Annotated in this window: 19 protein-coding genes; 7 read left to right on the plus strand and 12 right to left on the minus strand. The window is 63.8% G+C overall.

Going from position 1 to position 21,325, the window contains the following annotated elements:
• Positions 1-108 precede the first annotated feature (108 nt).
• A complete protein-coding gene (locus PGC08_RS02135; RefSeq protein ID WP_125177830.1) occupies positions 109-870 on the plus strand; it encodes a helix-turn-helix domain-containing protein in 762 nt (253 codons plus the stop codon).
• Positions 871-872: 2 nt separating this feature from the next.
• On the opposite strand, the gene PGC08_RS02140 is transcribed toward PGC08_RS02135, so the two are convergent.
• The 6 genes from PGC08_RS02140 to PGC08_RS02165 all read right to left on the minus strand — a co-directional run bounded on the left by PGC08_RS02140 (position 873) and on the right by PGC08_RS02165 (position 7,250).
• Positions 873-1,289, minus strand: coding sequence for a VOC family protein (locus PGC08_RS02140; protein WP_069599336.1), 417 nt, complete (start codon positions 1,287-1,289; stop codon positions 873-875).
• Positions 1,290-1,387: 98 nt separating this feature from the next.
• Positions 1,388-1,789, minus strand: a complete 402-nt coding sequence (locus tag PGC08_RS02145) for an acyl-CoA thioesterase (RefSeq protein WP_271709406.1) — start codon at positions 1,787-1,789, stop codon at positions 1,388-1,390.
• A 141-nt stretch (positions 1,790-1,930) separates the two neighbouring features.
• Complete coding sequence (locus PGC08_RS02150) at positions 1,931-2,992, minus strand: electron transfer flavoprotein subunit alpha/FixB family protein (protein ID WP_271709407.1); 1,062 nt, start codon at positions 2,990-2,992, stop codon at positions 1,931-1,933.
• Positions 2,989-3,786 carry an electron transfer flavoprotein subunit beta/FixA family protein gene (locus PGC08_RS02155; protein WP_271709408.1) on the minus strand — a complete coding sequence of 266 codons (798 nt, stop codon included), beginning with the start codon at positions 3,784-3,786 and terminating at the stop codon, positions 2,989-2,991. The genes PGC08_RS02150 and PGC08_RS02155 overlap by 4 nt, the downstream gene beginning before the upstream one ends.
• A 3-nt stretch (positions 3,787-3,789) precedes the next feature.
• Positions 3,790-6,303, minus strand: a complete 2,514-nt coding sequence (locus PGC08_RS02160; protein WP_271709409.1) for a GcvT family protein — start codon at positions 6,301-6,303, stop codon at positions 3,790-3,792.
• A 155-nt stretch (positions 6,304-6,458) separates the two neighbouring features.
• Positions 6,459-7,250 carry an IclR family transcriptional regulator gene (locus PGC08_RS02165; RefSeq protein ID WP_271709410.1) on the minus strand — a complete coding sequence of 264 codons (792 nt, stop codon included), beginning with the start codon at positions 7,248-7,250 and terminating at the stop codon, positions 6,459-6,461.
• 121 nt (positions 7,251-7,371) lie between these two features.
• On the opposite strand from PGC08_RS02165, the gene PGC08_RS02170 reads away from it, so the two are divergent.
• On the plus strand, positions 7,372-8,121 hold the full coding sequence (locus PGC08_RS02170) for an IclR family transcriptional regulator (RefSeq protein ID WP_009883455.1): 750 nt from the start codon (positions 7,372-7,374) through the stop codon (positions 8,119-8,121).
• A 41-nt stretch (positions 8,122-8,162) separates the two neighbouring features.
• Here the strand turns inward: PGC08_RS02170 and PGC08_RS02175 are convergent, their stop codons facing one another.
• Positions 8,163-9,023, minus strand: coding sequence for a methylenetetrahydrofolate reductase (locus tag PGC08_RS02175; protein WP_271709411.1), 861 nt, complete (start codon positions 9,021-9,023; stop codon positions 8,163-8,165).
• Positions 9,024-9,179: 156 nt separating this feature from the next.
• Here PGC08_RS02175 and PGC08_RS02180 point away from each other — a divergent pair, with 156 nt between their 5' ends.
• Positions 9,180-10,484 carry an aminomethyltransferase family protein gene (locus PGC08_RS02180; protein WP_271709412.1) on the plus strand — a complete coding sequence of 435 codons (1,305 nt, stop codon included), beginning with the start codon at positions 9,180-9,182 and terminating at the stop codon, positions 10,482-10,484.
• A 385-nt stretch (positions 10,485-10,869) separates the two neighbouring features.
• On the opposite strand, the gene PGC08_RS02185 is transcribed toward PGC08_RS02180, so the two are convergent.
• Entirely contained in the window at positions 10,870-12,327 is a 1,458-nt protein-coding gene (locus PGC08_RS02185; RefSeq protein ID WP_271709413.1) for an APC family permease, read from the minus strand.
• Positions 12,328-12,543: 216 nt separating this feature from the next.
• Between PGC08_RS02185 and PGC08_RS02190 the strand changes: the two genes are divergently transcribed.
• Both PGC08_RS02190 and PGC08_RS02195 read left to right on the plus strand, forming a co-directional pair.
• On the plus strand, positions 12,544-13,878 hold the full coding sequence (locus PGC08_RS02190; RefSeq protein WP_271709414.1) for a TrkH family potassium uptake protein: 1,335 nt from the start codon (positions 12,544-12,546) through the stop codon (positions 13,876-13,878).
• 40 nt (positions 13,879-13,918) lie between these two features.
• Positions 13,919-14,653, plus strand: coding sequence for a potassium channel family protein (locus PGC08_RS02195; RefSeq protein WP_009883450.1), 735 nt, complete (start codon positions 13,919-13,921; stop codon positions 14,651-14,653).
• Positions 14,654-14,684: 31 nt separating this feature from the next.
• Here PGC08_RS02195 and PGC08_RS02200 read toward each other — a convergent pair whose 3' ends face one another.
• From PGC08_RS02200 to PGC08_RS02210, 3 genes are all read right to left on the minus strand, one after another.
• Positions 14,685-14,981, minus strand: coding sequence for an antibiotic biosynthesis monooxygenase family protein (locus PGC08_RS02200; protein ID WP_009883449.1), 297 nt, complete (start codon positions 14,979-14,981; stop codon positions 14,685-14,687).
• Between the two features lie 146 nt (positions 14,982-15,127).
• On the minus strand, positions 15,128-15,334 hold the full coding sequence (locus PGC08_RS02205; protein WP_009883448.1) for an FmdB family zinc ribbon protein: 207 nt from the start codon (positions 15,332-15,334) through the stop codon (positions 15,128-15,130).
• Positions 15,335-15,440: 106 nt separating this feature from the next.
• A complete protein-coding gene (locus tag PGC08_RS02210) occupies positions 15,441-16,661 on the minus strand; it encodes a site-specific DNA-methyltransferase (protein ID WP_009883447.1) in 1,221 nt (406 codons plus the stop codon).
• 37 nt (positions 16,662-16,698) lie between these two features.
• Between PGC08_RS02210 and PGC08_RS02215 the strand changes: the two genes are divergently transcribed.
• On the plus strand, positions 16,699-18,285 hold the full coding sequence (locus tag PGC08_RS02215) for an FAD-dependent oxidoreductase (RefSeq protein WP_271709415.1): 1,587 nt from the start codon (positions 16,699-16,701) through the stop codon (positions 18,283-18,285).
• A gap of 10 nt (positions 18,286-18,295) precedes the next feature.
• Here PGC08_RS02215 and PGC08_RS02220 read toward each other — a convergent pair whose 3' ends face one another.
• Positions 18,296-19,747 (minus strand): XRE family transcriptional regulator, encoded by a 1,452-nt coding sequence (locus PGC08_RS02220; RefSeq protein WP_271709416.1) that lies wholly within the window; start codon positions 19,745-19,747, stop codon positions 18,296-18,298.
• Between the two features lie 177 nt (positions 19,748-19,924).
• On the opposite strand from PGC08_RS02220, the gene aceA reads away from it, so the two are divergent.
• The gene (aceA, locus tag PGC08_RS02225; protein ID WP_069599346.1) at positions 19,925-21,235 is read left to right on the plus strand and encodes an isocitrate lyase; all 1,311 of its coding nucleotides are present in this window, start codon (positions 19,925-19,927) and stop codon (positions 21,233-21,235) included.
• Positions 21,236-21,325 lie beyond the last annotated feature (90 nt).

A 21,325-nucleotide genomic window follows, 5' to 3' on the forward strand; every position in this document is an offset into this window, starting at 1 on the left:
CTTCCTGGGGAGTCGCGTACCGGCTAGTCTGAGAGCAGACGGAGTCGGCCTGGGTGGGCCGATGAATTCCAAGAATACCGCTCGAAACTGAAGAAGGACGAGCACCCCGTGTATACGGAGATGCGCATTCCCCGACTGCGCGCCGCACTGTGGACCTCGACCCCGGATGGCACCCCATCGTCTGACCTCGCCGAGGTGGCCGTGCGGGTCCCGCCCGCGACCATCGCACCAGCGGCGTCCGTGATCGTGCCCGACGGTTGTATGGACCTCATCGTCATCGATTCCAGGGTCGTCATCGCCGGAGCAGACTCCAGCGCCCGCACGTTCAGTGCTCCCTCGACTCACGGAGAAGCAACTGGCAGCGCGTCGGTGCCGGCCGTTGCAGAGCCGATCGTGGGCCTGCGGTTCGACCCCGGTGTGCTCCCGCAGCTGCTGGCGACCTCGGCAGCCGAACTCGTCGACCAGGTCACCCCGCTCGATGCGGTGATCGGACGCAGAGCCTTAGGTGCCGGAACTTTCGCGGACGACTCCGCCAGTCGGCTGGTGAGCATTGCGGAGGCACTGACGTCCCGCGTTGAGTTCAATCACAGGCCGGTCGAGCTGGCGATGCTCTTGGATGTCAGCGCCGACCAGCAGCGCAGTGATATCGCCGAGGTGGCTGCGCAGTTCGCGTACTCACCGCGGCAGCTGCGGAGGCTCTCTGCCGACTGGTTCGGGTACGGGCCCAAGCACTTGGCGAAGGTTCTGCGTTGGCAGGCAGCTCGGGCGCACATCGACGCCGGGCGCACCCGTACAGCGGCCGCGGCGGCGGCAGGATACGCCGACGCGGCACACCTGTGGAGAGACGAGAAGTCACTGCTGGGGCTGTGAAGTCAGTGCTCGGGCTGCGAAGTCAATGCTGCGAAGAGGTCGATCGTGTTGTCATCGGGATCAGAGACCACGGCGTAACGCTGACCCCAGAACGCATCCCAGGGTTCATGGACGACGCCGGCTACGGGATCTGAACCGGCGCCACCGGCAGTGAGCTGGGCGAATGTCGTATCGACAGCCTCGGCGTTGGAACAGTCGAAGGCCAGGGACATTTTGTGACCACCGGTCGGCCACGTCCACTCAGGATCGATGCTGAGTATGACCGCCTCGGTGTCAAGCAGCAGGCGGAGGCTGCCGGAGGAGAACTCCGTGTGCGGTGCATCCGCGCCGCCGTCGACGAGGTCGAGGCCGAGCGCGGAGTAGAACTGTACGGCGGAGGGCATGTCTGCGGTGATGATTGAGATCGCGTCGAGTTTCATGCCTTCAGGCTATGCGCATGAGGACCGGCCGGGCATGAACAGAACGGCCATCTTGGCGCACCAATGTTGCACACGGCAGGGCCTCAGAAGGCACCGTCTCAGTCGGCTTCGGGGAGGTATTCCTCGAACACGGCTCGCAGCTGCGGGGTCAGAGGCGTGGGCTTCGCAGAATCACGATCGATGTGGACGAGCACGACGCTGTGGTCGAAGACCTGTCGTCCGTCCTGGTCACCGCGAGTGTTGATGGTGAACGAAGAGTTGCCGAGCTTCGTCACGGACACGCTCATCGTCAGCGCTGGTCCGTACATCACGGGCACCAAATAGTCGATGGACTGGTGTGCGACGAGGAGACCGCCGCCGGTGATGTGGCCGGCCTTGATCTCATGCATCCATCGGATCCGACCCTCTTCGATGAGGGTGATCAGGCGAGCGTTGTTCACATGGCCGAGCATGTCCTGATCGGACCAGCGCACCTCGGGGGAATACTCGAACGTCTTCACAAATGACCTCTCATCTCTCGGCAACCGGCACTCATCGTGTCAGATTATCGATAGGTGCCGAAATCGACCTCGGTACCGTCCTGATCGATCGTTCTATAGTTAAACAGGACTGGTCGACGAAAGGAAATTCCGATGGCGTTCTCAGCCGCGGCGATTCCTGATCTCCTCGTTGACGGCGCCCACGACTTCGTGGAGGTCGCCGATGATCGCGTAGTCGGCGCGCTGGACCATCGTCGACTCCTCATCGGTGTTGATCGCGATGAGCGTCTTGGCGCCCTCGATGCCGGCCATGTGCTGGATCGCTCCGGAGATTCCGCAGGCGATGTAGACGTCCGGTGAGATCCGACTGCCGGTCTGCCCGACCTGCTCCGCATGCGGCCGCCATCCCAGACCGGTCACGACACGAGAGACACCCAATGCCCCGCCGAGGTGGTCGACGAGTTCGAGGACCTCGCCGAATCCGTTCTCCGAACCGACCCCGCGACCGGCGCCGACGACGGCCCTGGCCTGAGTCAGACCAGAGGTGTCATTGCCATCGACAGCTTGGACCTCGGTGCGGACCACACGTGTGCGCAGGTCATCGGCTGCAATGTCGAGTTCGTAGTCGAGCACTTCGGGGCTCGTTGCAGTGGTCTCCTCCGGAGTGCAGGCGTGACCGGCGATGGTGAGAACCTGCAGGTCACCGTCGAGGACGAGCCTTTCGAAGGCCGTCCCGCCGAGCACCTGCCGCAGCAGGCCCCCCTCATCGGCGGCCACGACATTGGCCGCCATCCGCGCCCCGGTCCTCACCGCCACATGCGCCATGAGCTCCATCCCGCGAGGGGTGCCCGAGGCCAACACGGTCCCGGTCTCCGGCGCGATGTCGACCAGAGCCTGCGCCCAGGCGGCCGCAGAGTAGGTCTCGAGGTCAGGATGCTCGAGGTGGTGGATCGTCTCCACGCCGAGGGCTGCCAGCTGGTTGGTGGCGGCCTCGGTGAGCGCGCCGATCACGGCAGCCTCCACCCTGAGGCTTTCATCTGAGCAACCCTCCGGGCGCTGGGCAACCTCTCCCTGGGTTGCTGAGTGACCGGAAGGTTGCTCAGCGGGGAGAGGGGCAGCCAGCGCGGTGAGTGCCTCCGCGTTCGTGCGGGCGAAGGTGACAGCCTCGGCGGAGGTCAGCACCACCTGGCCGGTCTCATCTGTTTCGACGAATACGAGAGTCATGACCTGATCACTCCGATCTCTTCGAGAACATCGACCAGGGCGCCGGCCGCATCGGGGCCCTCGCCGAGGATGGTGACCTCGCTTGTCTTCTCCGGCGGCAGTTCGAGGCCGATGCGCGGATTTCCGGTACCAGGTTCGGGCGCCTCGTATTCGGCGATGCGAGCCTTCTTCGCCTTCATTCGCCCGGTGATCGAGGGATAGCGTGGGTCGACGCCGCCTTCCTGCACGGCGATGACGGCAGGCAGTTCGAGGGCGAAGACCTCAGTCCCCGTCGGCCCGATCCCGCGTGCCTCAATCGTCCCCGATCCGTCGCTGCCTGCGCTGTCTCCGCCGGAGGCCAGCGTCTGGATCCCGGTCAGCACCGGATACTCGAGGTCATAGGCCAGGCGGATGCCGACCTGGAAGTCACCGGTGTCGGCGGCATCATTGCCCAGCAGTACGAGGTCGAAGGATTGTCCCTGTTCGGCACGATCACGGATGACATCGCCGATGATCTGGGCGATGTCCTCGGGACCGAACGCGCCAGGATCTTCAGCTTCGATGAGAATCCCGTCGTTGGCGCCCACGCCCACGGCCGCGCGCAGCTGTTCGACCGCCTCGGCGGGGCCCACGGTCAGGACCGTGACGGTGCCATCGGTGGCCGCTGCCGTCTGGATGGCCAGCTCCACCGCACATTCCTCGTGCGCCGAGGTGGTGTGGCCCAGGCTCGAGTCGTCGATGTCCGTGCCGGAGGCGTCGAGCGTGACCTGGCCCGAGATGTCGGGGATGCGTTTGATGCAGACGAGGATGTCCATGACCTACCTCCGGATGCTCTCGTTGTCGGGGTCGAAGAGGGGAGTAGCGTCGATCGCGGCCACCGTGACGGGGTAGGCCTCCTCCATGTAGACGACGGTGAGCTGGTTGCCCAGGACCGCCTCGGCGGGAGGAAGGAAAGCCATGAGGACATGCTTGCCCAAGCTCGGAGCCGACCCCGCCGAGGTGACCCATGAGTGCCGTCCGTGCCCGTCGACGAGCGGCCCACCGTCCTTGGACAGGATGGGTTCCCCTCCGAGCATGTAGCGTTTCTCCCCGCTGCTGCTCGTGTGGTCATCGACCGTGAGTGAGCAGAGGACCGTCTTCGGGTCCTCCTCTCGGTGGCGCAGGTGGGCGTCTCGGCCGACGAAGTTCTGCGACTTCACCTTCGGTCGGGCCATGCCGACCTCGATGACGCTGCGTTCGGAGTCGAGTTCGGCGCCGAAGGCGCGGTAGCCCTTCTCGATGCGGCCGGTGGTTCCGTAGACGCCGAGCCCCACCGGCACGAGACCATGCTCACGGCCTGCTTCGGTGAGGACATCCCAGAGTCTGAGCCCGGATTCCATGGGGACGTAGAGCTCCCAGCCCAGATCACCGACGTAGGAGATTCTGGAAGCCAGGACCGTCAGCGAACCGATCTCGATGGTCCGGGCAGTACCGAACTTGAAGCCTTCGTGGGACACGTCTGCCTTTGTGACCGGGGAGAGGATGTCCCGTGCTCGTGGGCCCCAGAGGCCGATCGTCGTCCATGACGAGGTGAGGTCGGCGATCTGGGCTCCTGTCTCCGGGAGCCGGTCGGTGAACCATTTGACGTCGACCATGCCGTGGGCGGCTCCCGTGACCACGCGGAACCGGTCGTGGGCCAGCCGCATGATCGTCAGGTCGGAGCGGAATCCGCCGGCTTCGTCGAGGACGGGGGTGTAGACGACGCGGCCGATGCTCACATCCATCTGCGCCAGCACGATCGATTGGACCGCGTCGAGGGCGGCGGGACCGAAAACGTCGAAGATGACGAAGCTCGAGAGGTCGACGAGACCGGCACGCTCACGCATCGCCAGATGCTCCGCGTTGGTGATCGGTGACCACCAGCGTGAGTCCCATTCGGCGGTGCGATCCATCACGTGCTCGCCGAACTCTTCGAGCAGGGGTGCATTGGATTCGTACCATTGCGGGCGTTCCCAGCCGGCGACCTCGAAGAAGACGGCGCCGAGTTCCTTCTCGCGCTCATGCATGGGGGAGAGGCGGACGTTGCGATCGGAGGTCCACTGCTCGCCCGGGTGGACGATGCCGTAGGTCTTGATGAACGCTTCCGAGGTTCGAGCCTTCACGTGCTCGCGGGTGCGCTGATGCGGGTGGAAGCGGGCGATGTCGGCACCTTGGACGTCGATCTCGGGCAGGCCGTTCGTCATCCACTCGGCCACGGCACGGCCCACGCCCGGGCCTTCCTTGACCCACACCGCAGCCGCCGACCACAGACCCTTGACCTCGGGTGATTCGCCAAGAATGGGGGCACCGTCCGGTGTCAGGGAAAGCAGCCCGTTGATGGCGTAGCGGATCTCGACGTCGGGGTTGGAGAGGACATCGGGCATGAGTTCGAGGGCCTGTTCGAGCTGCGGGTCGAAGTCATCATCGGTGAAGGGCATCTCCGTGGGGGAGAGCTTCGCGGCCTCGATCGAGGGGATTTCGTCAGGTTCGTGGAGGATCGCACGGTGGGCGTAGGAGCCGATCTCCATGTCCGAACCGTGCTGGCGTTCGTAGCAGAAGGTGTCCATGTCGCGCACGATTGGAAAGGAGATCTCACCCGTCTGCTCGGCCAGCTGTGGGACTGGGCCGACGCTGATCATCTGGTGCACGGCCGGGGTCAGCGGGATTGCGGCACCGGCCATGGCTGCGATGCGCGGACTCCAGACTCCGCAGGCGATGAGGATCTTATCGGTCTCGATCACACCCTTCGTGGTGTGCACTCGTGCGATCGCCCCATTCTCGACGTCGATGCCGGTCACCTCGGTGTTCGGTGACACCGTCAGTGCTCCCTTGGCCTGCGCGGATTCGCGCATCATGGTGCCCGCACCCACGGAGTCGACGACGCCGACCGTCGGTGTCCAGAAGGCACCGACGATGACGGACGGGTCGAGGAACGGGACCTTCTCGACGACTTCTTCGGGGGTGACCAAGTGGGATTCGATGCCCCAGGCCTTCGCCGAGGCCATCCTGCGCCGCAGCTCCTGCATGCGCTCCTGGGTGCGGGCGACCTCGAAACCGCCGGACTGTGTGAAGACGCCGAGTTCTTTGTACTGACGCACGCTGTCGAGGGTGAGGTCGGTGATCTCGCGGGAGTGATCGACCGGGAAGATGAAGTTCGAGGCATGTCCGGTCGAGCCACCCGGATTGGGCAGTGGACCCTTGTCGACCTGGACCATGTCTCTCCAGCCGAGTTCGGCCAGATGATGGACGAGGCTGTTGCCGACGATGCCCGCACCGACGACAACGACACTGGCCTGAGTGGGAATGGAAGCCATGGCAGGCTCCTCTCCGAAGGCATCTTCGCCTTCAACGGCACATGTTGCGTAATAAGCAACGTGACGCACCATGTGAAACTGAGTGCTTTGATCGTCCTCCGCTCGCCGAGGTGTGTCAAGGGTTTGTTCGGCAGTCGATCCTCAGTGCTGGAGGCTCAGCCCTCGCGCCACCCGAACCGTGAGGAGATGTCGGTCGCCGCAGCCACCAGCAGGTCCTTCGCAGCACCGACCTTTTCGTCGGTGAAGCGGAAGCCCGGACCCGAAGCCGAGATCGAGGCGATGACATCGCCGTGGGCATTGCGGACCGGGGCGGAGACGGCGGTGAGGCCGACCTCGAGCTCATCGATGACGATCGAGAATCCGGCGGCGACCACCTCGGCGACTTCAGTGAGCAGGCGGGGGATCGAGGTCACCGTGTGTGGGGTATAGGTCGGCAGCTTCGACTCGAGCACGGTGCGGATCCCGGCTTCGCTCAAGCCGGACAGCAGGACCTTGCCGTTCGAGGTCGCGTGCAGAGGGATGCGCTGGCCGACCCAGTTGTGGCTCTGGACCGAGGCGTTGCCCGATACCTGGTCGAGGTAGAGGGCTGCGCCATCGGAGAGGACTGCGACGTTGATCGTCTCGCCGGTGCGCTCGGCCAGAAGTTTGGCAATCGGGCGGGCCTCTTGGACGATGTCGAGACGGGCAGTGGTGGCTCCGGCAAGGCGGAGGATGCCCAGCCCCAGACGGTACTTTCCGCGATGCTGGTCCTGTTCGACGAGGCCGCGAGCCTCAAGCGTAGAGACGATGCGGGAGGCCGTTGACTTGTGCACGCCGAGTTCGGCGGCGATCCCGGTGACGCCTGCGAGCCCGGTGCGGGCGATGACTTCGAGGATCGTCACGGCACGGTCGACCGACTGCACCGAGCCGGAGTGCACGGAGCTGGAGTGCGTCTCGCTGTTGCTCATTTCGAAACTGTAGCTCACATGACACAACACGGACAGGGGCGAACCACGGGTGATGTAGGGTGAATGCCGCCGGAGTGCCGATGGTGCCGCGGCGTATCTTTCCCCGACGGAGTTGAGCGCTATGACCAATGGGACCCAGTCGATCGATCGTGCGGCAGAGATATTGTCGCTGGTGGTGAAGGCGGATGACCCGATCTCCTACACGGAGGTGGTGGAGTCGACGGAGTTGGCGCGCTCGACGGTCTCACGCCTGCTCTCCGCCCTCGAACGCAACGGGCTCGTCGAACGTGACGGGGACGGGCTCTATCGCGGCGGGTCGCTGTTCGCCACTTACGCGTCGCGTTTTGACCGGGTTGAAACTCTGGTGACCGCCGCCGATCCCACTCTCCAGCGGCTGAGTGAAGAGACCGGTGAGACGGTCAACCTCGCCGTTCCCAGCTCCACCGGCGTCGTCCAAATCGCACAGGTCGATTCGACCTTCGTCCTCGGCGCCACGAACTGGGTCGATGTCGAGGTGCCGCCGCACTGCTCGGCACTGGGCAAGATCATGTACGCCTTCGAGATCATTCCAGTACCCTCGGGCCGTTTGGAACGGCGCACCCCCTACACATTGGGATCGCGGAAAGAGCTCATGGACAACCTCGCCGAGGTGCGCGAACGTGGGTATGCGATCGTGCACGAGGAGTTCGAGGAAGGCCTCGATGCTCTGGCCGCACCAGTATTCGGCCTCGACGGCAGGGTCGTCGCGGCCGTCGGCATCTCGGGTCCGACCATGCGCATCGCCGACCACCACGAGACCGTCGGCAAACTCCTCGTCGACGAAGCCGGTCTGCTCTCCCGCAGCCTTAAACGCAAGGTCACTCACCGGTAGACACGGGCATGGTCTCGCGGGCCGGGCCCGTACCTACCTCCTCAGGAGGGCCTTGGGACCTCGTCGTTGTGTCCAAGAGCCGCAAGCTGCCTGCGCCGCCAGATCTCCGTGTCTTTGATCTGATTGAACGTGTAGATATGCAGCCCGGCCACGCCCATGCTCGGGTTGTCCAGGACGGGAGCGAGCTTGTCGAGGAACTTCCGGGGGTTGTAGCCGCCGGGTTTGGCCATCTTGGTGAATGTGACGGTGTTCTTGCGCAGGAACCGCGTCGATTCGCCGACCCCGATCTTCGTTGCGACTCGGGCCAGCTTCGCCAGTTCTACCTTGCCTGCGATGCCGAGGATGAGCGGCAGGTCGATGCCTCGCGCTCGCACCCTGGCCAGCCAGGTGGCGATGGTTCCGGGGTCGAAGCACAGGTTCGACACGAGGTGGGTGGCGTAGTCGCGCTTGTCCCACATCGCTTGGACGGTGACATCGTCGGGGATGAGCGGGTGGGTCTCCGGATAGGCACCGACGCCGAGGTGCTGGATCGGTGCCGCCATGCTCGCGAGGTCGATGATGAGATCGAGTGCACCCGCATAGCCACCTGCAGGCGGGGTGGCGTCGCCGGCCGGGACGAAGATCCGATCAATGCCGGCCTGCGTCAGGCGGTCGACGATCTCCTCGAGTTCGGTTCTGCCTTGGACCATCCGTGCCGCGATGTGGGGGACGGCAGTGAAGCCGAGCGCCTGCAGCTGTTCTGCCGTGGACAGAGTCGCCTCGAGAGTCAGGCCGGTCGAGGCGGTCACGGTGATCACGCGGCCGGGTACGACATATTCGTGGACACGGTCGACCACGCCCGCGGTGGGAAGGATTTCGTACCGCGCGGACTTCAGCAGTGAGGCCAGAACTTCCTGTGACATCCTCGGCTCCCTTGAGAGGCTCCTGGGAAGTGGTCGACGAATGATGATTCTCTTCGGAAACCCTTGCGTCCGCCGATACTTCGATCCTACACTAATTGTACCCATAATATGGGAATCCAGTTCCATATTATAGAACTGTTTGAGGCAGGGAACATCATGGACAACAACGTTCCATCAGTGGACCAAAGCGACAGACTAGTCCCCATCAACCTACGCCAATCAGGCCCCACGCCGGTCGAGATGCTCATCGACACCCGGGTGCGAAAGTCACCGTACTGGGAGCTGTCCATGCAGGAAGGCTGCTGGCGGGCCTCGATCTACAACCGGATGTATCACCCACGCGGCTATGTGCCCCGCGACGACGGCGGGATGATGGTCGAGTACCAGTCCCTCGTCAACGACGTGACCTTGTGGAACGTCGCCGTCGAACGTCAGATTCAGGTCAAGGGCCCCGACGCCGAGGCGTTCGTGAACTATGTCATCACCCGCGACGCGACCAAGATCCCCGTCATGCGAGCGCGCTATGTGATCCTGTGCAACGAAGCCGGAGGCATCCTCAACGACCCGATCCTGCTGCGAGTGGCGATCGACGAATTTTGGTTCAGCCTCTCCGACACTGATCTCATGCTCTGGCTGCAGGGCGTCAACGTCGGCAAGGGATTCGACGTCACCATCGCCGAGATCGACGTCTCGCCGGTGCAGGTTCAGGGACCGAAGTCCGTCGACGTCATCGCCGACCTCGTCGGTGAAGAGGGACGCACGCTGCCCAGCTACGGACTTATGGAAGCCCAGGTCGGCGGGCACGACGTCATCATCTCCCAGACCGGGTTCACGGGGGAGAAAGGCTACGAGATCTACCTCAAGGACTCGACGAAGTACGCCGAGGACATGTGGAACGCGGTGCTTGCCGCCGGCATTCCCTACAACCTCAAGGTCGTTGCCCCCAGCCATCACCGCAGGATCGCCGCGGGAATCCTCTCGTGGGGCCAGGACATGGACTTCGAGACCTACCCGTTCCAGGTGAACCTGAGCTACCAGGTGCCGCGGAAGAAGGAGGCCGACTACGTCGGCAAGGCCAAGCTCGAAGCTGTTCGTGAGCAGATCGCTGCCGGAACTCCACCGTTCAAGACGCAGCTCGTGGGGCTTCTGGTCGGCGGCAAACCGATCACGGACTACGCGCCGGACTTCTGGCTGGTCAGCGCCAGTGCAGATGGTGAGTCGGTCGGCTATGTGACCTCACCGTGGTATTCGCCGGAGCTTGAGGCCAATATCGCGATGGCCCATGTGCCGGTTGGAGCCACGGCGTTGGGCACAGAGTACTGGGTGCACCTGCCCGAGCCTTTCGCCGACAACCCGGGAGAGCCCGTCCGCGCCGAGGTGGTGGAGATGCCGTTCCGTTCGAGCGTCAATCCCAACCAGCGCGAACTGCTCAAGGGCCGGGGCCTCGACGCCGCCGTCTGATCCGCGGCGGTGAGTGACTGTCTAGCGAGCGGTCTCTGCCTCGAGATTGCGTTCCCCTGATCCGAGCGCGGTCACTGTGCGATATGCCGGTGGCCGCGCTCGCCTCTGCCTGACACCCGCAACTCCAATTCCTCCCCGCGCCAATAGCAACCGCTGGTTTCACTCGAGGCACCGGAAGTGCCAATTCATACATGTGCGGCGGGGTGATTTGCTGCTTGTGGTGAGGGGTAGCCCGCCGGCGATCGCGCAAAGAAGTGCGGCCACCGGAGTTGTCTCCGATGGCCGCACTCTCATAAAACTGGAACCGTTCTGCACTGCGGTTCAGCCTCCGCGGATCAGTCTCTGTGTCTCAGGCTGCTCCTCACCGCGGTGGCCCCTCAGCGGGTCACTTCTTGCGCAGTGACTTCACCTTCGCGAGCAGTTCGTTCTCCGCATTGGGTCCTGCCTTGACGCCGGTGGGCAGACGGAACATGAAGACGATGCCGACGGCGAGCCAGAGTCCGAACATCGCCCACGACTGCCACGCCAGCTGCGCGGAGTACGGGGTGATGGGCAGATAGAGGATGAAGAGCGCCAAGGTGAGCACGGCCGAGATGATGCCGATGATCATGCCGCCATTGCCCTTGCCGCCGATGCGCAGAGGACGGTCCATCGCAGGTTCGCGCTTGCGCAGAATGATGAACCCGACGCTGACGAGGAAGTAGGCGATGACGATCGCCGGTGAACCCGCGTCGACGATCCACCCCAGAGCGGCCGAGCCGAGGAACGGGGCCAAGGCCGAGAGGATTCCGATGAAGATGATCGAGTTGACGGGGGTGCGGTACTTGGGGTGCAGCTTGCCGAACCAGGCAGGGATCATGCCAGCCACGGCCATGGCCCACATCAGGCGGGACGAGCCCATGAGGAATGCGTTCCACGAGGTGATGATGCCGGCGAGCCCACCGGCGATGACGAGCTTGCCCCAGAAGGCGGAATTGAACATCGCCGCCAACGCGTCGGCCGTGACGAGGTCATGGGTGGCCAGTTCCGAGGCCGGCATCGCCAACGAGGTCATCCAGATGATGATGATGTAGAACGCGATCGCCATGAAGACTGAAGCAACGACGAGCTTCCCGATCTTTGCCGGTGGAAGCTTGATCTCCTCCGCCGACTGCGGGATCACGTCGAAGCCGACGAACAGGAACGGCACGACAGCGACCACGGCGATGAAGCCTGCGCCGCCACCCGTGAAGAGAGGTTCGGTGTTGGCAGCTTCACCTCCGACGAGGCCACCGGCCAGAAGGAGGAAGGCGACGATGATGAGGAATGAGACGACGAACGTCTGCACCAGTGAGGCAAGCTTGACGCCGCGGATGTTGATCCAGGAGATGATGATCGCGGTGACCGTGCCGACGAGCGCCCAAGTTAGGTAGACGTCGAAGCCGGCGATGGTCCACAGCTTGATGTGTTCGAGGTTGGGGAACAGATACAGGGCGGTCTTCGGCACAGCAACTGCTTCGAACATGACAACGCTGATGTAGCCGCCGGTGATCGCCCAGGACCCGAAGAGCGAGACCTTGGGACCCATCGCCCGGATGAGATAGTTGTGCTCACCTCCAGCGTGCGGCATGGCCGCGACCATCTCGGAATAGACCGTGCCGACGAAGCACATGATGATGCCGCCGACGACGAATGCGAGAATCGCACCCAGGGTGCCGGCACCGCTGAGCCATTCTCCGGTGAGGACGACCCAGCCGAAGCCGATCATCGCCCCGAATCCGATGAATAGTGCATCGACTGAGCCAAGCGCCTTGACGAAACCGTGGCCTCGGTCATCGACCTCTGTCTGCTGCTGTTGCGACATCGCATCCCTCTCTTCAACCTACTGTGCTGTTGTGCACAGTAGCAGGATTCTGAGAGTTTCCGGCCGGTAATCTCAACGTCAGCTCCGAAACGGACGCGGGTGCCATTGCGCAGCGCAAGTCGGCTTTCATCCAGCGCATGTGAAACGGCGAGAACACGTGCTGTGAGTTTGCCGTGCCACGGTTTCGGTGGGTGTCTTGGTGCTAGATTTCTCGCTGTGCACAGCACTCATCGTGATGCCATCACCCGTGTGGTGATCGGATACCTCACAGCCCTCGTGATCGGTACGGGACTGCTGATGACGCCTGCCGCTACGGTGGCACCGGGCGGCATCTCGCTGCTGTCGGGACTCTTCACCGCCACCTCGGCGCTGAGTGTGACCGGATTGGCGGTTCTCGACACCGGAGGAGATTTCACCTTCTTCGGTCAGGCGGTCATCCTCGTCCTCATTCAGATCGGCGGCCTCGGCGTCCTCCTCTTCACCGCTCTCCTGGCGATCGTGGTGGCGGGCAAGGCGGGTCTGAGGCTTCGCCAGTCCGTGGCCACGGAGACCAGGAGCTCAACGATCGGAGGAATCGGACCCATGGTGCGGCGCATCGTCGCGCTTGCCGTGGGGGCAGAGCTCGTCGTCGCTGTGGCACTCTTCCTGCGCCTGCGCCTCTTCTACGACGAACCGCTGGGTGCTGCAATATGGAACGCGGTCTTCCACGCGGTCTCAGCCTTCAACAACGCCGGCTTCGGTCTGCGCAGCAACAACCTCATGGACTTCGTGGCGGACCCATTCATCTGCGGCCCGATCAGCTGCGCCGTCATCCTCGGCGGCCTCGGGTATCCCGTGGTCATCGAATTGGCCAGACGCTACCGGTCACCGTTGACCTGGAGTCTGACCACCCGAGCCGTCGTCGTCATGACACCGGTGCTGCTCGTGGGCGGGACGATCTACATCGCGATGATCGAATGGAACAACCCGAACACCATGGGGACTCTCGACGCCTGGGGCAAGATCCAGGCCTCGGCATTCCAGTCCACGATCACCCGCACGGCCGGGTTCAACTCGGTCGACATCTCGCAGATGCATCCCGCGACCTGGCTGGGACTGGACATCCTGATGTTCATCGGAGGCGGACCCGCCGGTACCGCCGGTGGTGTGAAGATCACGACCGTCCTCGTGCTCGGGGCCATGACCTGGACAGAGTTCACCGGCGGTCGAGCAGTGAACCTGCTCGGACGGCGAGTGTCCCGGTCCGTGCACAGGCAGGCGACGACAGTCATCGTGTTGGCCCTGACTCTCATCGTTGCCGCAACCATGATCATCATGCTCGATGCTCCGTCGCTTGGCCTCGATCGGATCCTCTTCGAGGTCATCTCAGGCTTCGGCACCGTCGGGCTGTCGACGGGGATCACGACAGATCTGTCGGGACTCAGTCAGGTGGTCATCATCATCACGATGGCCCTGGGGCGACTCGGCCCCGTGACAATCGCCTCGGTGCTGGCACTGCGAGTGCGCCCGCAACGATTCGAACTGCCGAAGGAAAGGCCGCTGATCGGCTGATGGATGACAGTACCGTTGACAGCCCAGAGAGGACGTCGAAATGAATGAGAAGTCATGGTTGTCTCGGCCCGCGGTGTTCTTCGCCGGAAATCCGAAACCTGCCGCCCGACATGGAGCGGTGGCCGTGATCGGCCTGGGCCGCTTCGGAGGATCCCTGGCGAGGGAGCTCGTCAAGCACGGGGTCGAGGTCATCGGCATCGATATCTCCGAGGAGGTTGTGTCGGACTACGCCGAGGTGCTGACCTACGTCTCCCGCGGTGATGCCACCGATGAGACGGTCCTGCGCCAGATCGGCATCGAGGAAGTCGACCGGGTCGTCATCGCTGTGGGCAGCGACCTCGAAGCGAGCATCCTCATCACCTCACGCATCCTGAAATTGGGCAATCAGCACATCTGGGCCAAGGCCATCACCGAACCCCACGCCGAGATCCTGCATCAGTTGGGGGTCAAGAATGTGGTCAGCCCGGAGAACGACATGGGTCGACGCCTGGCCCACCTCATCAAGGGACACATCTCGGACTTCCTGCCCATCGACGAGGATTTCGTCCTTGCCAGAACCACACCGCCGGTGCGAGTCGCCGACGTTCCGCTGGCATCGCTGGGTCTGCGCACGGAATACGGCGTCACGATCGTCGCCTTCAAACGCGATGGCGGCGGCTCATGGGACATCGCCGACCGTGACGTCACGCTCTATGCCAACGATGAGATCCTCATCGCCGGCACCCCGCGGAACGTGGAGACCTTCAGCGAACTCGACAAGGACAACGACAGCTAGCGCGATCCGATGCCCTCGTCGACGGCGGTCGTCACTCGCCGAGGTCGACGACCTCGAACTCGAGGAGGTTGGCCTGTTCCGAGACCGGTTCTTTGCCGCTGGTCTCGTGTGAAGGCTTGCGGCCTTGGCGCCAGTTCTCGAAGTCTTCGCGTGTGGCCCACTGGGTGTAGACGAAGTACTGGTCACCGCCGGAGACCGGACGCAGCAGCTGGAAGCCTTCGAAGCCGGGTGAACCGTCGACGGAGTGCTTGCGCGCAGCGAAGCGCTTCTCGAGTTCGCCGCGTGCAGCTTCGGGAACGGTGAGGGTGTTGATGGCGACGACTGACATAGACGCTCCTAAAGAAGAGGGTTCGTGACGCCGAGGCGAGTCCGGAGACTGGGATCGACGTCGAGCTGTGGTTTCGACCGGCAACCAGTGGCAATGGCCGGTCGGTCTTCAGCCTACGATCCGATTCTGGATCTCCGCTGAAGTTCTCACCGGGTCAGTTCGTCCGCGGTCTTCTTCGTCGTGTCGATGACGCCGAAGGCAGTACCGGAACCGGCGCCGAGGTGGGGTGAGGTGAACGCGGAATCGGCAGTGCCGTGGCAGTCGGGGCACGTGACGGATTCGGGTTTCCGGCTCATCGGAAAGTCCTGTTCGGTGTCGCCGCAGGTCGTGCATCGGTAGACGTAGGTGGGCACAAGATCACTCTTCTCGAAATCATTGCCGACGGATCAGCGCCGACAGATCAGCCTTGATGTATTCCTACACCGCCACCGGGGAAGACTCAAGTGTGCTGGCGAGAATTCACTGCTCGGCCACCGCGATTTCGGTGAAGTGAAGCTCGGGGTCGTGGCGTTTCGCAGCACGTCGGATCCGCTCCGCTGTGAGCCGGCTGATCTCGGGGAAACCGTCCTCGGAGTCCGCGCCGACCAGGCTGCGCGCGTTCTTCGTCTGCAGCGGTTCCGGGGTCTGGATGAGGATGAACGTGCGTGAGCCTGCATCGCGTTCGTTAGCCGCCATCACCGCCTGCGCAGTTGTGCCAGAGCCGGCGAAGAAGTCGAGGACGATCGCCCCGGGGTCGAAGAAGGTCTGTGAGGCCACAAGTGTCTTGACCAGTTCGACGGGCTTCGGATAGCTGAAGATCCCACCCAGCCCGAGATCCTCGAGATCGTTCTGTCCGCCCAGGGCCTTGATGATCGAGTAGAGCTTGGAGCTCGCCTTCTCTGCCGGCGTCACCCGCACCACGGCATGCTTGCCCGCAGGACCCCAGGGACGCAGAACATATTCGCCCGTGCCCAGCTTCGCATCCACCTCGGCGAGCTTCTTTGGGCCCTTGACCTCGAGGATGTCCTCGTACATGAGCCGACGTTCCTGGCCACGGGCGTAGCGGCCGAAGCCGGCGCGCAGCACATCGGTCTCGACGAGCATGCGTTTGCCGTCGATGATCTCCAGCTTCGCCGGTGCCTTCTTCTCGGTCAGGAACGCACCCGCCTGATCAGCGACTTTGGCCCACACATGGACGTAGTCGTGACCGCGGACGAAGGAGGGGGAGTTGCCTCCGCCCTTCGCACGCTGATGGATCAGGGTGCCCAGCGAATTATCTTCGCCGAAGATCTCGTGCCCCAGCAGCTGCGCCCAGGCACTCTCACCATCGTCGAGGTGAATGAAGATCACACCGTCCTCGCGCATGAGTTCGCGTGCGAGCATCAGCCGCGGCGTCATGAAGTTCAGCCAGCTCGCGTGATCGTGCCCGTGATCCTTATACGCCAGCGCATTGCCCGTGTTGTAGGGCGGATCGATGTAGACGACCTTGATCCGCCCCCGATGCGTGGCCAGCAGCCTGGTCAGCGCCGGCAGATTGTCCCCGACGACGAGCATGTTCTCATCGATCGTGGGCACGTAGGTGTCACCCTCGCGAAGAAAGTGCGGACCCTCGCCGAGGTGGCCGGAAGCATCCGTGGAGATCAGCCGTCGACCGAGTGCGAAGGCAGCGTCCTTGCCAGTCCAGTTCAGGGCCGTCGACATCCTTCTCCTTCTCCGCGATCGGTGCCAAGATTGCTGTATGAGTATTTCACGAGTGGCCGTGGTCGGTGCCGGAATCGTCGGAGTGGCGCTCGCCCGCGAGATCACCAGCCGGTTCCCGGACGCCGAAGTCACCGTCTTCGACAAGGCCGAACGCGTGGCCGCACATCAGAGCGGGCACACCTCGGGTGTCGTGGATCCCGCCCTCGCCGCGCAGCCGGGATCGCCGGAGGCGAAGCTCGCCCACCGAGGTGTGGAGCTGTTGGTCCCGTTCGTGTCCGAACGCGGCATCCCCTACCGCGAGTGCGGTCAGCTGCTCGTTGCACAGAACACGGACGAGGCCGACCGGCTCGAGGAGATCCTCGCCCGGGCCGAAGCGAACTCGATCCCGGGAGTCCGACTGCTTGACCGCAAGGAGATGCGGGAGATCGAACCTAACGCCAGGGGCGTCCTCGCACTGTACGCACCGCACACGGCCGTCACCGACTTCACGGCTCTGACAGAGGCGCTCGCCTCCGATGTCAGCGCGGCCGGCGGCACGTTCCGCCTCAGCACAGAGGTCACCGGCTTCGATGTGATGAGCAACGAGGTGCGCCTGCGCATGCGCGCGGCAGCACCGGAGTCACACGACGGGGTGGAAGACGATGGCGATGCTGGTGGCGACGATGCCGCCGGCAGTAGCGATTCCGAAGGCCGTGACGAATCTTCAAGCCGCGACGAGTCTTCTGAACGCAGCGATATCGACGATCAGGTGCACGAGGCTCCGCGAACGTATCGCGGGGACAACACCACCGGACCGGTCATTGACTTCCGCGATGAGCTGCGCAGCCGCTTCGGCTCTCAGGACTGGTTCAAACAGGTCGAAGACACGATCGGCAACATCAGCGACCGGTTCACCAATCCCGCTTCGGGGCGAGAACGTCCGGCTCCCCATGAGCGCGATCGCCCGGCTGCCCGCGAGCGTGATCGTCCGGATCGTGCCGAGGGCACGGAGGTGTTCGACCTCGTCATCGTCTGCGCCGGCCTCCAAGCCGACCGGCTGGCGGTGGCCTCCGGCTTCGACGACGACCCCCGCATCGTCCCGTTCACCAGCGACTACTACGCCGTCGACGCCCCCGCCGAGGTGGTCCGGGGCATCATCAGCACGGTTCCCGATCCGAGTTCCCCGTTCTCCGAGAGGTCCGTGGTCAGGGGCATCAACGACGGACTGGTCCTGGGGCCGAACACCATCGTGTCCCTGGGGCGCGAACGCTATGACAAGCACGGCTTCGACCTCGGCGATATGGGATCGACGGTCGGCTTCAAGGGGTTCTGGAAGTTCGCCGCACAGACAGCGAAGACCGCCGCCCGTGGAGCTAAATCGGCCGTGAGCACCTCCGCCTTCGTCGAGGAGATCCGGAAGTTCGTTCCGGCCATCGACGCCTCGGCCGTCCGGGCAGACTCCCGCGGTATCCGCGCACAGGCCATCGACGCCGAGGGCACACTCGTGGACGAGCTGCGGGTGACCACGCGCGGCAGGCTCACCATGGTCAGAAGCCTCCCGAAGTCAGGGGCCACCTCGGCGCTGGCGACGGCCGAACGCATCGCGAACCAGGTCTTCGACGGGCCTGCCGACGCGGACGACTGAGACGTACGACTCAGCCGGAGTGGCGTTCGAGGAACTCGTAGACCTCGGTGTCGTCGACGCCTGGGACAGCGCCCGGGGGCACAGCCGCGAGCAGGGATGCGTGCATCTGCGCCGAGGGCAGCGCCTGGTTCTCCCACTTCTCGGCGAGGTCCTCCGGCGCCTGCCGGCAGCAGGCGGGATCCGGGCAGGCCGACTTCGACCGGATCGGTGATTCTCGTCCTTCGAACCACTTCACGTGGGCGAACGGAACGCCCACGCTGATGGCGAAGTCACCGCCGGGGAGCACGCGTGCGGTGCACCAGAACGACCCCTCCGGGGTGTCCGTGTACTGGTAGTACGGGCTGAACCTGTCGGCGACCCGGAATACCGTGCGCGAGGTGAACCGTTTGCACGCGAACTGCCCTTCGATGGCGCCGAGCGGGTCGGTCGGATACGGCAGACCGTCATTCGAGTACGCCTTGTGGATCGTGCCCGAGCGATGGACCTTCATGAAGTGCACGGGCAGTCCCAGATGCTCGGTGGCCAGGTTCGTGAACCGGTGGGCGGCCATCTCGTAGCTGACTCCGAACATATCGCGCAGGTGCTCGACCGAGATCTCACGCTTGCGCTTCTCCTCCACGAGCATCGGCACGGCAGCGCTCTGCGGCAGCAGCACCGCCGCGGCCAGATAGTTCGCCTCGACCCGCTGCTGGAGGAACTCGCTGAAGTCCTTCGGGGAATCATGGCCGAGAACGTGGGCGGCGAGGCTGGTGAGGAGATGGGAGCGCGGATCCGCGGCGGCATCGGCGTTGGGCAGGTAGAGACGGTTGTTCGCGGTATCGGAGATCGACCGGGTCGAATTCGGCAGGTCAGAGACATAGTGGAGGCTGAATCCCAGCTTCTCCGCGATCATCGCCGTCTGCCGCTGTGACACGGTGCCGGACTCGTAGTCGGCTAAGCGCAGCAGCTCCGCGGCCTGGGCCTCCAGGTCGGCGAAGTAGTTGTTCTTCTCGCGCATCCTCTCGCGCAGCTCCCGGTTGGCCCGACGGGCCTCTTCCGGTGTCGCGGCCCGACGTTCGAGAACCTGGCCCAGCTGCCTCTGCAGACCCACGATCGCTTCGAGCGCATCGTGGGGCAGCGATTTGATCCGCACCTGCGGCAGACCCAGCGAGGAGTACATGGGGGAGGCCTGGTTGCGTTCGGCTTCAAGCTCGAGAGCCTGTCTGCCATCGATGGGCGTGGGATCGATGAGCTCGGCGACCTCGGTGTGCAGGGCCTTCGCGATGGCACTGAGCAGGGTGACAGAAGTTTCTCGCTTGCCGTTCTCAATCGTCGAGATCTGGGAGGCTGCACGCCCCACCTTCTCGCCCAGCTCGGTGAGGGTCAGTCCGCGCTGTTTGCGAAAAAACCGAATTCTTCTGCCGATGCTCAGGGTATCCGCTTCTGCTTCTGCATCCCTCAGATCGGTCTCGTTGCTTGTCATTGCGGCTCCAATCGTCATCGTGGCGTGGTTCACATGCGCTGAAAATCAGTATGACAGAACGCCGGAATTTCTAAAACCGGAAAACTGCCGATTATTCATCGGAGAAATGTCTGTCGGGCCCCTTGCGGTCACGGCAGACTGATCTCACCAACCCCGAACGACGAGGAGTGAATGAGAATGACTGAGAACACCACGCAGAGCAACTTGCACGATGCTGAGGCCATCCGCCGCGATTGGGCCACCAATGCCCGCTGGTCGGGAGTTGCTCGTGACTACGAGCCCGAGGATGTCGTCAAACTGCGCGGTTCGCTGATCGAAGAGCACACGCTGGCTCGCCACGGTGCCGAGCGCCTCTGGAACCAGGTGGCCTCCACCGACATCAAGTCCGGCGACTACGTCAACGCACTCGGTGCGCTGACCGGCAACCAGGCAGTGGAGCAGGTCAAGGCCGGCCTCAACGCCATCTACCTTTCCGGCTGGCAGGTCGCCGCCGATGCGAACAATGCCGGACAGACCTACCCTGATCAGTCGATCTACCCGGCCAACTCGGTGCCGCAGGTCGTGCGTCGCATCAACAACGCTCTGATGCGCGCCGACCAGATCGAGACCTCGGAAGGCAAGAAGAACGTCGACGACTGGTTCGCACCGATCGTGGCCGACGCAGAAGCAGGCTTCGGCGGTTCGATCAACGTCTACGAGCTCATGCGCTCGATGATCTCCTCCGGCGCAGCCGGTGTGCACTTCGAAGATCAGCTCGGTTCTGAGAAGAAGTGCGGCCACCTCGGCGGCAAGGTTCTCGTTCCGACCTCGCAGCACATCCGCACCCTCAACGCGGCTCGCCTCGCAGCCGACGTCGAGAACGTGCCCAGCCTCGTCATCGCCCGTACCGACGCAGAAGCGGCAACGCTGATGACCTCGGACATCGACGAGCGCGATCAGCGCTTCGTCACCGGTGAGCGCACCTCCGAAGGCTTCTACAAGATCACGAACGGCATCGAAGCAGGCATCGCCCGCGGACTGTCCTTCGCTCCCTACGCGGACATGCTGTGGATGGAGACCTCCACACCGGACCTCGAAGCTGCCAAGAAGTTCGCGGACGCCATCCACGCGGAGTACCCGGACCAGATGCTGGCCTACAACTGCTCGCCGTCGTTCAACTGGCGCAAGCACCTCGACGATGCCACCATCGCGAAGTTCCAGCGTGAGCTGGGAGCCATGGGCTACAAGTTCCAGTTCATCACCCTGGCCGGCTTCCACGCGCTCAACTACTCGATGTTCGATCTGGCTCACGGCTACGCCCGCAACCAGATGACCTCGTACGTCGAGCTGCAGGAACGCGAGTTCGCTGCCGAGGACCGCGGCTACACCGCAACCAAGCACCAGCGTGAGGTCGGAACCGGATACTTCGACCTGGTCTCGACCGCGCTGAACCCAGAGTCCTCGACGACAGCTCTGGCCGGTTCGACCGAATCCGCTCAGTTCAGCTGAGCCCGCGGTGACCATCGCGGTCATCGGATGACAGGCACCGGCTCTGCCGGTGGACCGGTCACATAGTACTCGGCGCGGGTCGACAGTGTT

The organism is Brevibacterium sp. BDJS002 (genome assembly GCF_028201555.1).
GTDB lineage: Bacteria > Actinomycetota > Actinomycetes > Actinomycetales > Brevibacteriaceae > Brevibacterium > Brevibacterium aurantiacum.